At 69.0% G+C, this 14,496-nt stretch carries 12 protein-coding genes and 4 riboswitches; of the genes, 7 read left to right on the top strand and 5 right to left on the bottom strand.

Annotated features, from left to right (window positions below):
- Positions 1 to 9: 9 nt before the first annotated feature.
- The 4 genes from ACHAAJ_RS08965 to ACHAAJ_RS08950 all read right to left on the bottom strand — a co-directional run bounded on the left by ACHAAJ_RS08965 (position 10) and on the right by ACHAAJ_RS08950 (position 5,383).
- Positions 10 to 921, bottom strand: coding sequence for an ABC transporter permease (locus tag ACHAAJ_RS08965; RefSeq protein ID WP_435727743.1), 912 nt, complete (start codon positions 919 to 921; stop codon positions 10 to 12).
- A 17-nt stretch (positions 922 to 938) separates the two neighbouring features.
- On the bottom strand, positions 939 to 1,898 hold the full coding sequence (locus ACHAAJ_RS08960; RefSeq protein ID WP_435727742.1) for an ABC transporter permease: 960 nt from the start codon (positions 1,896 to 1,898) through the stop codon (positions 939 to 941).
- A 6-nt stretch (positions 1,899 to 1,904) separates the two neighbouring features.
- On the bottom strand, positions 1,905 to 3,560 hold the full coding sequence (locus ACHAAJ_RS08955) for an ABC transporter substrate-binding protein (protein ID WP_435727741.1): 1,656 nt from the start codon (positions 3,558 to 3,560) through the stop codon (positions 1,905 to 1,907).
- A 93-nt stretch (positions 3,561 to 3,653) separates the two neighbouring features.
- Positions 3,654 to 3,743: riboswitch (SAM riboswitch) on the bottom strand.
- A gap of 383 nt (positions 3,744 to 4,126) precedes the next feature.
- The gene (locus ACHAAJ_RS08950; RefSeq protein ID WP_435727740.1) at positions 4,127 to 5,383 is read right to left on the bottom strand and encodes an acyl-CoA dehydrogenase family protein; all 1,257 of its coding nucleotides are present in this window, start codon (positions 5,381 to 5,383) and stop codon (positions 4,127 to 4,129) included.
- A gap of 8 nt (positions 5,384 to 5,391) precedes the next feature.
- Positions 5,392 to 5,489, bottom strand: a riboswitch (SAM riboswitch).
- Positions 5,490 to 5,714: 225 nt separating this feature from the next.
- Positions 5,715 to 5,805: riboswitch (SAM riboswitch) on the top strand.
- 5 nt (positions 5,806 to 5,810) lie between these two features.
- Here ACHAAJ_RS08950 and ACHAAJ_RS08945 point away from each other — a divergent pair.
- From ACHAAJ_RS08945 to ACHAAJ_RS08915, 7 genes are all read left to right on the top strand, one after another.
- Entirely contained in the window at positions 5,811 to 6,641 is an 831-nt protein-coding gene (locus tag ACHAAJ_RS08945) for an ABC transporter ATP-binding protein (RefSeq protein ID WP_435727739.1), read from the top strand.
- Between the two features lie 77 nt (positions 6,642 to 6,718).
- On the top strand, positions 6,719 to 7,759 hold the full coding sequence (locus ACHAAJ_RS08940) for an aliphatic sulfonate ABC transporter substrate-binding protein (protein WP_435727738.1): 1,041 nt from the start codon (positions 6,719 to 6,721) through the stop codon (positions 7,757 to 7,759).
- Positions 7,759 to 8,601, top strand: a complete 843-nt coding sequence (locus ACHAAJ_RS08935; protein ID WP_435727737.1) for an ABC transporter permease — start codon at positions 7,759 to 7,761, stop codon at positions 8,599 to 8,601. The genes ACHAAJ_RS08940 and ACHAAJ_RS08935 overlap by 1 nt, the downstream gene beginning before the upstream one ends.
- A gap of 145 nt (positions 8,602 to 8,746) precedes the next feature.
- Entirely contained in the window at positions 8,747 to 10,702 is a 1,956-nt protein-coding gene (acs, locus tag ACHAAJ_RS08930; protein WP_435727736.1) for an acetate--CoA ligase, read from the top strand.
- A 581-nt stretch (positions 10,703 to 11,283) separates the two neighbouring features.
- Positions 11,284 to 12,021, top strand: a complete 738-nt coding sequence (locus tag ACHAAJ_RS08925; RefSeq protein ID WP_435727735.1) for an ArsR/SmtB family transcription factor — start codon at positions 11,284 to 11,286, stop codon at positions 12,019 to 12,021.
- A gap of 101 nt (positions 12,022 to 12,122) precedes the next feature.
- Positions 12,123 to 13,214: a YihY/virulence factor BrkB family protein gene (locus tag ACHAAJ_RS08920; protein ID WP_435727734.1), complete on the top strand. Its 1,092-nt coding sequence runs from the start codon at positions 12,123 to 12,125 to the stop codon at positions 13,212 to 13,214.
- A gap of 77 nt (positions 13,215 to 13,291) precedes the next feature.
- Positions 13,292 to 13,657, top strand: a complete 366-nt coding sequence (locus tag ACHAAJ_RS08915; protein ID WP_435727733.1) for a lipopolysaccharide assembly protein LapA domain-containing protein — start codon at positions 13,292 to 13,294, stop codon at positions 13,655 to 13,657.
- Here ACHAAJ_RS08915 and ACHAAJ_RS08910 read toward each other — a convergent pair.
- The gene (locus tag ACHAAJ_RS08910; RefSeq protein ID WP_435727732.1) at positions 13,654 to 14,271 is read right to left on the bottom strand and encodes a histidine phosphatase family protein; all 618 of its coding nucleotides are present in this window, start codon (positions 14,269 to 14,271) and stop codon (positions 13,654 to 13,656) included. The two genes, ACHAAJ_RS08915 and ACHAAJ_RS08910, sit on opposite strands and share 4 nt — an antisense overlap.
- 113 nt (positions 14,272 to 14,384) lie before the next feature.
- Positions 14,385 to 14,476: riboswitch (SAM riboswitch) on the top strand.
- The last annotated feature ends 20 nt before the right edge of the window (positions 14,477 to 14,496 follow it).

Genomic DNA, 14,496 nt, shown 5'->3' with positions numbered 1-14,496 from the left:
CCCTCGTCCCTAGAAACGGAAGATTTTTTGTAGCTGCCGGCCGAGCCCCGCGAGCAGGATGACGGCGGCGACAATGACAACGCCGGGCAGGCTGGTCAGCCACCAGGCGGTGGCCAGGTACTGCCGGCCCTCGGCGATCAGGAGGCCCCACTCGGGCGTGGGAGGCGGAGAGCCGAACCCGAGGAAACCCAGGCCGGAGATCGCCAGGATCGCCGCGCCCAAATCCACGGCCAGCAATGCCAGTACCGGCCCGCAGGCGTTGGGAAGGATGTGCTTGACGACGACGGACGCGCACGAACCCCCGTTGAGGAACGCCGCCTCCACGTAGTCCAGGTTGCGAACGCGCAGGACCTCGGAGCGGACGACGCGGGCGAAGGACGCGATGGAGGCGATGCCGACGCCCACGCCGAGCGAAATCGGTCCCGGCGCGTACGCCGTGACGATGATCAGCGAAATGAGGAAGCCGGGAACGGCGAGCAGCACGTCCACCAGCCGCATGGTGGCCGCGTCGGCGAAGCGTCCCGCCGTGGCTGCGGCCAGCCCGATGGCCGTGCCGACCACCAGTCCGATCAACACGGCCAACCCCGCCGTCAGCAGGGTCTGCGAGGTGCCGTGCACCACGCGCGCGTAGACATCACGACCAAGGTGATCCGTGCCGAACCAGTGTTCGGCTCCCGGGGCCTGGAACTTCTCGGCCGGCACTCCTGTGACGGGGTCGAAACCGGTGAAGAGTCCGGGCAGGAGCGCCCATCCCAGCACCAGTAATAGCGGGGCTGCGGTCAACCACAGCGCCGGCAAATGCATGGCGCCGCGGTGCCGCCCACCCGTCGGTCCCGGGTCGGGGGTGGATGCCTGCGTCGCAGCCTCGGGTGGGAACGCCACCGCGGCGACCGGGGCGATCGTATCCGGCTTGGTGCTCATGTTCGCTCCGTTTCTTATCAGGCGGCCAGCGCACGGGGTGCGCCGTGGGTGCTGCTTTTCAGGATCCGCGGGTCCAGCAGCGGGTACAGCAGATCCACGGCGAGGTTGACCCCCACGAAGGCGGTCGCGGTCAAAAGCACGAGCCCCTGGACAAGCGGCACGTCCTGGGCGGTGACCGCCTGAAGGACGACCTGCCCCAGGCCGGCGCGGGCGAAGACGGTCTCCGTGATCACCGATCCGGCCAGCAGCGTGCCGACCGTGATACCGCTGATGGTCATCGCCGGCGCCGCCGCGTTCTTCAGTGCGTGCCGGTAGAAGATCCACGCGGGAGAGGCCCCCTTTGCCCTCAGCACGTCGATGAAGGGTTGCGCGTAGACGGCGTCGAGACTCTTGAGCAGGACCTGGGCGATCGGCGCCGAGACATGCACGGCGAGCACCAGGACCGGGACGGCCAGCGACGCGAACGAACCGTCCGGGAAGAGCGACATCACTCCCCACTGGATGGCGAGCACCTGCAGCAGGATCAGTCCAAGCCAAAAGACCGGCACCGCGGCGAAGAGCGGGGGAAGGTTCAGAATGGTCCGCTTGAGCCAAGTGGCCCGTGCCAGCGTGGCGGTCGCGGCGAGCGCGACCGCCAACAGGACCGCGCCGACGAACGCACTGCCGGCCAGCGCCAGCGTGGACGCGATGACGGAGCCGATGCGTTCCGAAACGGGTTGCCCCGAAGCGAGCGAGTAGCCCACGTCTCCGCGGAGGATGTCCGCGAGCTGGCCGACGTACTGCACCAACAGCGGCTGGTCATAGCCGTACTGGGCCTTCATGGCGGCGATTGTCGCCGGGTCGGCCGCCGCATCGGCGGAGAGGAAGATCGTCACGGGATCGTTGGGCAGGAGCTGCACGGCCAGGAAGACCAGCGTGTAGGCGAGCCAGACGACCAGCAGGGACTGTCCGATCCTTCTCGCGATGTAGGCGGCCACGGCGGACTACTCCCCGGTCTTCCAGGCGCCCTGGAATATGGGCGCGGTTCCGGAGGTGAATTCCACGTGCGAGCCCGGGGCTCCCCCGTAGACCTGCACCTCGTCCCACAAGACCAGCGAAAGTGCCTGGTCGACAACCAGTTGGCGCTGTTCCTCGGCCACGAGTTCCAGATGTTCCTCGTCGCTGGCCGCGGCGCGTTCCTCGGCGAAGAGTGAGTTGAGGTCCTTGTCCGCGTTGAGCGTCTGGGTGTTGGTCTCCGGTCCGAAGACCGGGCCGAGTCCCCCGTAGGCGAACTGCCGGGTGCCGAAGAACTCGATGTTGGGATCGATCATGGCCGTGGCGAGGAACGTGTTGTCCGCTGCTCGGTTGACCAGCTTCACGCCGATCTGGCGCCACTGCTGCTCGATCAGTTCGAAGGCGGGTTTGATCACCACGGAGTTGTTGGAGGAGGTGACGGTGACCTGCAGCTTCTCGCCGTCCTTTTCGCGGATGCCGTCTGTTCCGACCTTCCAACCCGCCTCGTCGAGCAGCTGCTTGGACTTCTCGGGCTCGTAGGCGAGTTCCGCGGAAAGGTCGACGTATCCGGGTGCCGCGCGGTTGAGCACCGACCCGGCGATCTCGTAGCTATCCGAAAGCACGGTGTCCTTAATGGTCTGGCGGTCAATGCCGACCTGCAGTGCCTGACGCACCTTGACATCGGCGAGCTTGCCGCTGCCGATGCGCACGGCGGCCATGTTCGCCGTTAGGTCCACGCCCTTCGCGGGAAGCACCTGCGCTCCTCCGGCTGCCAGCGCCGCCTCATCGGCAGGCTGCAGGCCGCGGACGAGGTCCACCTGGCCGGACTGCACGGCGCCGGCACGGTGGGCAACCTCCGGCAGGTACTTCACGGCGAGCTTGTCCAGATAGGCCGCACCCTGGTTCTCGGCCGTCTCGGGGGCCCACGCGTAGTCGGCTCGCTTGGCGAACACGACCTCCTCGTCCGTCTTCTCGGACTCGAACACAAACGGGCCCGAGCCGACGATCTTCGAGATTGCGGACTGGCCCGCGTTGTCCAGCTTCAAAGTTTCCGGGGAAACCAGTCCGGCGGTCACCGAAGAGGTCGCCCGGAGGAAGTTGGCGTCCGGGCTCTTCAGCGTGACCTTCACCTGGTTGTCGGCAAGAACCTCGGCGGACTTGTAGGACGCGAAGTCGACGTTCGGCTGCACCTGGGCGGCCTCGACCCCCAGACCCAGGGCGTCGAGGTTGGCCTTCACGGCCTGCGCGTCCAGCGGCGTCCCGTCGGAGAACGTCACGCCATCGCGGATGGTGAATGTGAACTCGGTCTTGTCCGCGTTGGCCTCGAACTTGCTCGCAATCCATCCGACCAGCTCGCCGTTCTCAGCGTCGAAGTAGGTGAGGCGGTCGAGCACGCTGTTGAGGACGTTCGCCTTCTCGTAGAAGCGCGCGGCCTGGGTCTGCCAATTGTTGATCGGAGTGACCTCGGCATAGGTGAACGTTCCGCCCTGCACCGGCTCGCCGGCGGCGGCCGACGGCTGGTTGCCGGACGCGCCCGATCCGCAGGCCGCCAATGCCAGGGAGGCGGCTCCCAACAGTGCGACGAGTGCGGAGGCGCGGCGAACGGTGCCGCGGCCGGGACGGGAAATACGGGGTGTGGGTTCCATAGTGGATCCTCTCGGTTGTTACCGAGGAACGCTCTGTCCGCGGCTGTGTGGACGTCGGCGGACCGACGTTTGAGAACCTGCGGAGTCTGGCAATCTCCATCGGTCCTGGCATGAGCACCGGCCCCGAGGGGGTGGTTGCTGCGGCGTCAATGAGCCAGGTCTCTCAGCCGCTCTGGATGGTTGTCGTGTGACTGCGGAACCGCCGCGGTCATGTTTAAAGTGTCTTGCAGGATCTTCGATGTGACCAAGGATTACGGCGATATGGCGAAACAAACGGACACGAACCGGCTTGGTGACGTCTCATTCGTTCAATGTTGCTCCAGATGACGCCGGGTTACGTGAGAGTGCGGCGCCGAGTAGCCGGACCGCGTTTTTGCGAGGAGTCGGACCGCGACTAGGCGAGGCCAGCGGTCCTCGTACTCGCGATGGGAGGTGGGAGGTGCTCCAGACCGGGTGAAAATATCGAGACCTCACGGAATTTCGGCAGGTCTCGGCAATATTGGGCGGTCTCGGCTGCAGGAGGGCGGGAGCGGTCGCGGGCGCGGCACCACCAACCGACCAACCGCTCAACGCGCGAAACCCACCTGGGCCACGTCTCCCACGGCGTCGAACTTCCGCGGGGCGGTTCCATTGACCTCGTAGTCCCCGACGATCCGCGCCTTGTAGATGGTCGGGTTGTGGGTCGCGACCGTGCGCGCGTTCCGCCAGTGGCGGTCCAGGTTGCACACGCGCGCCGTGGACGAGGCGCCGAGACCGTCGAAGAGCTTGGACGCCGCGGAGAGCACCAGCGGCTGGACCACGGTCTGCGCGCGGTTGGCGGCCAGCTCGCACACGGCCCACCGCTCGGCCTCCGTCAGCCCCGACTCGCCATCCACGGACTCGACCTCCGCGACGGCGGCCAGCACCACGGCGTCGACCGCGAACGCCGTGGAGGACATCTCCCCGATGAGCTGCAACACCTGCGGCTCCTCACGGACGGGAACGCCCGTACCGGTGCTGAATGTCCGGGTCCGTGCCTGGACGGCTGCGCGGGCGTCGGCCAGCGCGGCCCTCGAGATCCCGGCCAGCACGGCTAGCAGAACCAGTTGGAAGACGGCCGATTCCACGTGCGCCTCGAGCTCGGCCGGCCGAAGCAGGGTGTCGACCGGAACGTCGTCGAAGGTCGTAGATCCCGTGCCGGTCAACTGCTGGCCGAAGCCGTCCCAATCGTCGAAGATCCGCACGCCGGAGTGCTGCGTCGATACGACGGCGATGTGGCGCCCGGCGACGCCCGGCACCGTCGCCGCGACTGCCGCCCAATCGGCGAAGATGGTGCCGGTGCAGTAGTACTTTTTGCCCGTCAGCCGCAACAGGCCGTCGTGTTCCAGGAGCCGGGTGTTGAGCGTTCCGAGTTCATTGCCTCCGCGCTCGGTGTACGCGTTGCCGACCAGCTGTCCCCCGACGAAGCGGGCAAACCAGCGGTTGCGGACCTCCGCGTCGTCCAGCGTCAGGACGGATTCGACGAACCCGACGTGCGAACGGAGCAGGTGGGACACCTGCGAGTCCGCCTCGGCCAACTCGATGAGCAGCCGGAAGGTGTCCGCCAGCGATGCCCCGTAGCCGCCGTCCGCCTCCGGCACGCGCAGGGCGCCGAACCGCAGCTGGTTGAGCCATCCGACCTGCTCGTAGGGCAGCACCCGCTCGGCGTCGCGCACCGCGGCGCCATCGGCGATGCGCTCGAAGACGGGCCGAAACACGCCGGCCAGCTCGTCGTAGTGGCTGGTTGCGGGCACGCCCGGAGTCAGTTTGATCAGGTGGCGGGCGGGGACAGGGAACTGCTCCACAGTGAATCACTCCATCGGACCTGGCGTGAGCACCTACCTCCCGGCGGACGGGAAGGGGTTGCTGCGGCGTCATGGAGCCAGGACTCTCGGCCGCTCTGGATGGTTTATTGACTCATTTGTACCCGGCCATCGCGGGCTCGCCAAACATCGGACTGCCTCTCCGGGCGCGATTCCGGGATCCAGCGCCCCGTAAATACCCTGAAGATTCGGTGCAAGAACACGCCTTTGCCGAAGTTTCTTCGAAAAATGCGCACACCGAAGTATTACGCCGAATGTTTCGGGGATGCGTCGTAACTTGCCGAATGCGTCGGGATGACATTAAGTTGACTCAATACCATCCCGAGCGGCCGAGAGATCTGGCTTGTTGACGCCGCAGCAACCACCCCGTCCGGGGACGGTGCTAACGCCAGGACCGATGGAGTTGAGCATGAGCACCACCACCGCGCCGGACAACCGGCGGACATCCACTTCCACCCGCCAGCCGGGTTCCGCGCTGCCCGTCTCGTTCTCCGGCCTCGGCCGCGCGTTCGGCGACGGCGACGCCCGCCGCGCCGTCCTCGAATCCATAGATTTCGACGTCGTTGCCGGCGAGGTGCTGGCCATCCTCGGTCCCAGCGGCTGCGGCAAATCAACCCTCCTGCGAGCGGTCGCGGGCCTCGACCGTCCGACCAGCGGCGGGGTGTCCATCGACGGACGCGACGTCCACGGTCTCGACGACCGCTCCGCCGTCGCCTTCCAGGAACCGCGGCTGCTGCCGTGGCAGACCGTCCGGCGGAACGTCGCGCTCGGACTCCCGCGCGGGACGCCCAAGGCAGAGGGTGCGGAACGGATCGCGGAACTGCTGGACCTCGTCGAACTGTCCGGACACGCCGACCACCGCCCCCGCGAGATCTCCGGCGGCATGGCCCAGCGCGCCTCGCTGGCGCGGGCGCTGGCCCGCCGTCCGGGCGTGCTCCTGCTGGACGAGCCCTTCGGCGCGCTCGATGCCCTCACGCGGCTGAAGATGCAGGACCTGCTCCTGGACATCCACCGCGCCCACCCCGCCACGGTCCTCCTGGTCACGCACGACGTCGACGAGGCCCTCCAGCTCGCGGACCGCGTCCTGGTCCTCGGCCGGGTTCCCGGGCAGGAGGGCGCCGGCATCACCCAGGTCCTCACGGTCCCCGGCGAGCGCCCGCGCGACCGCGCGTCCGCCGAACTGGCCCGTCTGCGCTCGTCCCTGCTCGAAAGCCTCGGCGTCGACTCCCACCGACACTGACACCGGCTTACCCACCGACACCCCCGGCCGACGTCGGCCACCATCCGCATCCCAGACCGCATCCCCGAAGGAACCCCATGATTTCCCACGCCCTGTCCCCCGTCTCCCGCCGCCGTTTCCTCGGACTCGGCGCCGCCGGTGCCGCCGCCGCGCTCCTGACCGCCTGCGCGGGCGAGGGCTCCGGTTCGGAGGCCGCGGCCGGCGCCGCCAAGACGCTGAACATCGACTTCGCCACCTACAACCCGCTCAGTCTGGTCATCAAGGAAAAGGGCTGGCTCGAGGCCACGCTGAAGGAGCAGGGCGTGACGGTCAACTGGCTCCAGTCCGCCGGGTCGAACAAGGCCAACGAGGCCCTGCGCGCCGACGCCATCCAGGTGGGTTCCACGGCAGGATCGGCTGCCCTGCTGGCCCGCGCCAACGGATCCCCCATCAAGGTGATCAGCCTCTACTCGCAGCCGGAGTGGTCCGCGCTGGTGGTGCCGAAGGATTCCACCATCAAGTCCGTGGCCGAGCTCAAGGGCAAGCAGATCGCGGCGACGAAGGGCACCGACCCCTACTTCTTCCTGGTCCAGTCGCTCGAGGAGGCCGGGCTGTCCATCAACGACGTGACCGTGCAGAACCTCCAGCACGCGGACGGGCGCGCGGCCCTGGACAACGGCTCCGTGGACGCCTGGGCCGGGCTGGACCCGATCATGGCCGGCGCCGAGCAGGCCGGGGCCACGCTGCTCTACCGAAACCTCGACTTCAACACCTACGGCTTCCTCAACGCCACCGAGAAGTTCCTCACCGACTCCCCGGAGCTCGCGCAGACCGTCGTCGACGCCTACGAGAAGGCCCGCGGATGGGCCGCGGAGAACCCGGAGGAGACCGCCGCGATCCTTGCCGACGTCGCCTCCCTGGACCAGGCCGTCGCCAGCCAGGTCATCCTCGAACGCTCCAACCTCGACGTCGACGGCGTTCCGGGCGATGCCCAGACCAAGGTCCTGACCACGGTCGGCCCGATCTTCGTCGAGACCGGCGACGTGTCCGACCAGGCGGACATCGACGACGCCGTCGCGACTATCGTCGACGACACCTTCGCAAAGAAGGCGGACGCCTCGACCATCAAGGACGCGTGATGACGCTCGGCCCGAACACCAAGGTCTCCGACGGGGCGGTCGCCGGCCGCGCCTCGTCGACCCGCGGCACGACGCCGGCCCGCCCCCGGGGTGCCACCGCGCGCCGGGTGGCGATCGGCGCCGTCGTGCCGGTGGCCCTGCTGGCGTTGTGGCAGGCGGCCAGCTCGCTGGGATGGGTCTCCGCCGTCGCGCTTCCGGCGCCCGGGGCCGTGTTGGCCGCCGGCGCGGAACTCGTCGAGCGCGGCGAGCTGACCCGGCACATCGGGATCTCGCTGCAGCGCGTGCTGCTGGGCTTCGGCATCGGCGCGGCGCTCGGGCTGGCGCTGGGTTCGCTCGTGGGCCTGTCCCGGTGGGCCGACGCGCTGCTCGGCCCGACGGTCGGCGCGTTCCGCGCGGTGCCGTCCCTGGCTTGGGTGCCGCTGCTGATCCTGTGGATGAAGATCGGCGAGGACTCGAAGGTCACGCTGATCGTCATCGGTGCGTTCTTCCCGATCTTCACCACCGTGTACCTGGCGCTGCGCCACGTGGACAAGAACCTGGTGGAGGCCGCGCGCGCCTTCGGCGTCAACGGTCTGCGGCTGCTGACCACCGTGCAGCTGCCCGCCGTCGTTCCGGCGATCTTCTCCGGGCTGCGGCTCGCGTTGGCGCAGGCGTGGCTGTTCCTGGTCGCGGCGGAGCTGATCGCCTCGTCCATGGGGCTCGGCTTCCTGCTGACCGATTCGCAGAACAACGGCCGCACCGACCGCCTGCTCCTGGCCATCATCCTGCTCGCCGTGATCGGCAAGATCACCGACGGGCTGCTGGGGATTCTCGAGCGCTGGGCCGTGAACCGCTGGGCGTAGGAACACGCCGCGCGGGACGTGCGCCCACGGCCGCATCCCGCCTCCGCGCGCCGGCGCGAATGTTGCGTTTTGCGCGGCACCGGTTTGCGGCCGCGGCCCCGCGGGACCTTTAGTAGTGCTACCGCCAGGACCGATGGAGCTGATGATGACGATCCAGAACGAAACCGAGCGCCTCGCCTTCTGGGAGGAGGCCGCGTCCCGCCTCGAGTGGACCGAGCCCTGGCACACCACCCACTCGGCCACGCCCGCGGACGCGGCCGCCCGCCGCGGCCCCGAGCTGCGCTGGTTCGACGGCGGGAAGCTCAACGCCGCCGTCAACTGCGCCGACCGCCACGTCGCCGCCGGCCGAGGCGACAAGGTGGCCCTGCACTTCGAGGGCGAGCCGGGCGACACGCGGACCGTCACCTACCGCGAACTCACCGCGCTCGTTTCCCAGGCCGCCAATGCGCTGACGGAACTCGGCATCGGGAAGGGCGACCGCGTCGTCGTCTACCTGCCCGTGCTGGTGGAGACGGTCGTGATCACGCTGGCGTGCGCGCGGATCGGCGCCGTCCACTCGCTGGTCTTCGGCGGCTTCTCCGCCGAGGCGCTGCGGTTCCGCGTCGAGGACACCGGGGCCAAGCTGCTGGTCACCACGGACGGCCAATTCCGCCGCGGCACCGCCGTGCCGGTCAAGTCGCAGGCGGACGAGGCCGTGTCCGGGGACAACGCGATCGAGCACGTCCTGGTCATCAACCGCACCGGACATACCGACGTCGACTGGGTCCAGGGCCGCGACGTGTGGTGGCACGACGTCGTCGACTCCCAGCCCACCGAGCACGCCGCGGAGGCGTTCGACGCCGAAACGCCACTGTTCATCATGTACACCTCCGGCACCACCGGGCAGCCGAAGGGCCTGGTCCACACCACAGGCGGGTACCTGACGCAGGCCTCCTGGAGCCACGAGTTCCTGTTCTCCCACCCCGATCCGGCGCAGCGCGAAAACGACGTCCACTGGTGCACCGCTGACCTCGCCTGGGTCACCGCCCACACCTACGAGATCTACGGACCGCTCTCCAACGGCGTCACCCAGGTCATCTACGAGGGCGTGCCCAACGCGCCGCATCCGGGCCGGCATTTCGAGATCATCGAACGCTACGGCGTCACGAGCTACTACACGGCGCCCACGCTGGTGCGCTCGCTCATGGGCTGGTTCCCGGACGGCATCCCGGCCCCATACGACCTCTCCTCCATCCGCCTGGCCGGAACGGTCGGCGAGGCCGTCAACCCCGAGGCCTGGCGCTGGCTGCGCACGCAGGTGGGCCGCGACGCCGTCGTTCCCGGGGACCCCGATTCCGGCGTGCCGATGGTGGACACCTGGTGGCAGTCGGAGACGGGCGCGACCGTCCTCTCCCCGCGCCAGGACGATCCCGCCTTCAAGCCCGGCTGCGCCACGCGCGCGCTGCCCGGACTCGCGACGGACATCGTGGACGACGCCGGAGCGCGGGTTCCGGCGAACACGCAGGGGAACATCGTTCTCACCCGGACGGGGCCGGCGATGGCGCGCACCGTGTGGGGCAACCCCGAGCGCTACTTCACGTCCTACTGGGAGAAGTACGCGGCGCAGGGCTGGTTCCTCGCCGGGGACGGCGCCCGGTTCGACGACGACGGCCACACCTGGATCCTGGGCCGGACCGACGACGTCATCAACATCTCCGGGCACCGGCTCTCCACGATCGAGATCGAGTCCGCGCTGGTGTCCCACGCCGCGGTGGTCGAGGCCGGCGTGTGCCCGACGTTCGATGCGAAGACCGGCCACGCGGCGACCGCGTTCGTGGTGCCTCGCGACGCGTCCCTGATCGGCGGGACGCTGGCCGACGCGCCGGCGGACGTCCGCGACTCGGTGGTCGCCGCCCTGCGGGCCCACGTGTCCACGCAGATCGGACCAATCGCCAAGCCGCGCGACGTCGTGTTCGTGCCCGACGTGCCGAAGACCCGCTCGGGGAAGATCATGCGGCGCCTGTTGACCCAGCTGTTCGAGGGAAGCACGCTTGGCGACACCACCAGTCTGCAGAACGAGCCGTGCATCGAGCGGATCAAGGAGATCTGCGACGCCCGGTAGGCCCGGCGTCGTGCCGTGCCGTGCCGTTGCGTGCCGTCGTGAGCAACTATGGCACAACTCCGGCACAACGCCCCTAGTCAGAGCGCCGGGGAGACCGCAAAGCCGTTCACGGGGGCCCAAAGCCGCTCAACTCGGTACGGCTGCGGACGCGCTACATGCAGCCGCCGGACTGGGCATGGAACATCGGGCCTCCTCCGGCGGTCGAATTCAACGTCCATGGCCGCGCCTTCGCGCCACGAATGACGGATGCGGCGAACGACGGCGGCCCGACGGTGCGGAGGCTGCCGCCGTCCGGGCGGCGATAGATGCGACGGCTGCGGCCGAGTCATCTATCGTGTTGCTGATTATTGGGGAGCTGGTGTGCGTTGTCATGCCAACAGAATCGATCCGGCGAGGGCGGCACGCCACGATTTGGCGAGGACCGAATCCGGGAATACTCCGCGCATCCCCAGGCTGGCCCAGGCGCCACCCGGACCCGGCGGGCGCGGCGGGCGCGGCGGGCGCGGGCCACTCGCCCACCGCCAGGATTCGGCGTCAGCCGAATCCTCGCGTCCGGGTGTGCATCGCCCTACCCTGATTCCATGCACATCACGCTCACCAGCGGGGACCTCACGAAGATCCGCTTCGAGGCCTCGCCCATGTGGGAAACGGTGACCAGCCTGCGCGCGCTCCAGGTGGGCACGCCCATCCACCGTCCGTGGATCGAATCGGCCAAGCGGAGCATCGCGGCGTCCATGGACCCACGCAAGGGCGCCCACCTGAGGCTGTTGAGCACGGTGGTCCGCCCGCGGGGCTTCATGGCGGACGGGCTGACCCCCACGCCCCGGCACCAGGATTCGTTCGAGGAGATGCCGGCGGCGGTGGCCGTGACTGCGCTCCGTGCTGTTGGCGGACATCGACGCCCGCCTGGCGCAGATCTCGCGGAGCGGCATCGAGGAGGTGTTCCGCTCGCTGCACCCCAGTGTGATCCCGACTCCGACCGGGCTGGAGATCGTCCGGGGGTGCGACAGGTGGTCCCGCCGGATCCCGGGCAGGGGCTGATCCTGGTGCCCAACGCCTTCATCTGGCCCAATACGCGCGTGTTGAACGCCCGCCCGGTGGCCCAGCTGCCCGGCCTGCCCCGGGCACAGATCCTCGCCCAGCTGGACGTCCCCATGACCACCACCCAACTGGCCTGCGCGCTGGACCTCGCCGCCGGGACCGTCAGCGGCCACCTCAAGAACATGGCCGCGGGCGGGCTGGCGTCCTCGCTCCGTTCCGGGCGGGAGGTCTTCTACCAACGGGCCGACATCGGCGAGGCACTCATCGCGCGCGTGTAGAAGGCGCGCCGTCCTTTCCCTTGAACGCGCCGCGGGCCCGTGCTTTGCTGGCGGCGATCACCACCGAGGAAACGCGATCACGACAGAGGAAAGGCGGGGCCATGGCCGAGCGCAGCACGAAGGGCACGAGCGCGGAAAAGGCTCACACCGCCCCGGATCCGAACGACGATAGGAAACCGGACAGCCCCCGGGACGTCGGCAAGCCCGCCTGGAAGTACATCCTCAAGCGCACGCTCCGGGAGTTCTCGCGGGACCAGTGCACCGACCTGGCCGCCGCGCTGACCTACTACGGAGTCCTGTCCCTGTTCCCCGCCCTGTTGGCGCTGGTCTCCCTGTTGGGGGTGGTCGGCCAGGCCGAGCAGACGACGCAAACCCTCCTGCAGGTCGTCGAGGGCGTCGCCGACCCGTCCGTCGTGGACAGCATCCGGCCCACGATCGAGCAACTGACGGGTTCGTCGGCCGCCGGGTTCGCGCTCGTCGCGGGCCTTTTGGGCGCCATCTGGTCCGCGTCCGGCTACGTCGGAGCCTTCGGGCGTGCCATGAACCGGATCTATGAGATCGACGAGGGGCGACCCTTCTGGAAGTTGCGGCCCACGCTGCTGGCCATCACGGTGGTCCTGCTTCTGCTCGCCGTCGTGATGGCGTTGCTGCTGGTCCTCTCCGGACCGGTTGCGGAGGCCATCGGCGGTGCGATCGGCCTGGGCGAGACCGCCCTCCTGATCTGGAACATCGCCAAGTGGCCGGTGATGGTGGGCTTCGCCGTCCTGATGATCGCCGTTCTCTACTACGCGACACCCAACGTCAAGCAGCCCAAGTTCCGCTGGACCAGCATGGGTTCCCTGATTGCGTTGGTTGTCCTGGCCATTGCGACGCTCGGCTTCTTCTTCTACGTCTCCAACTTCGGCAACTACAACAGGACCTACGGGGCCATCGCCGGCGTCATCGTCATGCTGCTCTGGCTGTGGCTGGCGAACATCTCGCTGCTCTTCGGCGCGGAGTTCGACGCGGAGATGGAACGCGGGCGCCAGCTCCAGGGCGGGCTGGAGGCCGAGGAGAGCATCCAGCTCCCGCCGCGGGACACCAAGGCCAGCGACAAGAAGGCCGAGAAGGAGCGCCAGGACGTCAGCGACGGCCGTTCGCTGCGCCGGAAATCCGGCCGGGGCTCCGGCCTCGGCTCCGAGCGCGACTCGTAGTCCGGCGGCGGTGCCGCACGCCGGATCCGTGCAACAGTTGGAGTCAAACCGACAACCCGGCAGGAAGAGGCCACACCATGAGCGGCGAACCGAAGAACCCGAACACACCGGCAACCCCCACCACCCCAACGCCGACGGCGCCTCCGGCGCGCGAAACCCCGGACAGGAAGCACGCCACGCGCACCGGAATGATCTGGGCAGCGACCATCGCGGCCCTGGTCCTGCTGGTGTTGCTGATCGTCTTCATCGCACAGAACCAAACGACCGTTCCGCTGCGCTACTTCGCGGTGGAGAGCACGGTTTCGCTGGGGCTGGCGCTGCTGGCCGCGGCCGTGGCCGGCGGATTCGTGGTGGCCAGCGCCGGGGCGGCGCGCATCATAGCGCTCCGCACCCAGGCGAGCCGCGAGAGCCGCAAGCGCGCCAAGACACAGGGCCGCCGCTAGGCCCCCACCGGCGTCGCCGTCCCGGCCGCGCCCGGGGCGAGGTGCACGACGTCGGGCGGGTCGCCCTCGGGCGCACCGCGGCGTGCGCCAGCGAACAGCCCGGCGTCGAGTTCAACGATTTGGCCGTTGCGGAACCGCGGGTGGTCCGCGCCGAGGATCCTGGTCAAGGTGAGGCGCAGCAGCGTCCCGTGCGCGACGGCGACGACGTTTCGCCCGGGGTACCGCTCCACGAGTCCGGCGAGGGACCGCACCCCGCGGTCGGCCACCTCGTCCTCGGGTTCGGCGGATTCAAGCAACCGGTCGATGTCGTGCCGCGGGAGCCCGGCCACCACGCGACCCTCGCAGCGGCCGTAGTCGCGCTCGGCCAGGCCGGCCAGGGTCTCCGTGGGTTCGAGCCCGAGCACCACACCGGCCAGGGAGGCGGTCTCCGCGGCGCGGGCCAGCGGCGAGGATACCAGCACGTCCCACCCGCCTGCCGCCAGCAGTTCGCGGCCGGCGGCCCGCGCCTGGCCGCGGCCCACCTCGTTCAGGGCGATGTCCATCCGGCCCTGCAGGCGGCCCTCCGCGTTCCAGTCGGTCTCCCCGTGACGCACCAACGCAAGTTTCGATCCCATCCCTCCAGCCTATCGCCCGCGTTCCGGGCCGCAGGATATTCGATCCGGCAACCCAGCGACGCAATCCGGCTCAACATTCTTTGATCGCGGCCCCGTTCTTGCCACAATGGAACGAACCATCCCGAGCGGCCGAGAGATCTGGCTCGACGACGCCGCAGCAACCATCCGCCCCCCGGAAAGGTGCTACCGCCAGGACCGATGGAGAGCGCGCAAGCGATCTTCCGC

The sequence above is a fragment of the Arthrobacter arnarulunnguaqae genome, assembly GCF_051262515.1.
Taxonomy (GTDB): Bacteria; Actinomycetota; Actinomycetes; order Actinomycetales; family Micrococcaceae; genus Arthrobacter_N.
Note: the sequence above shows the minus strand (reverse complement) of the source record. Positions and strands in the feature narration are given on the sequence as shown.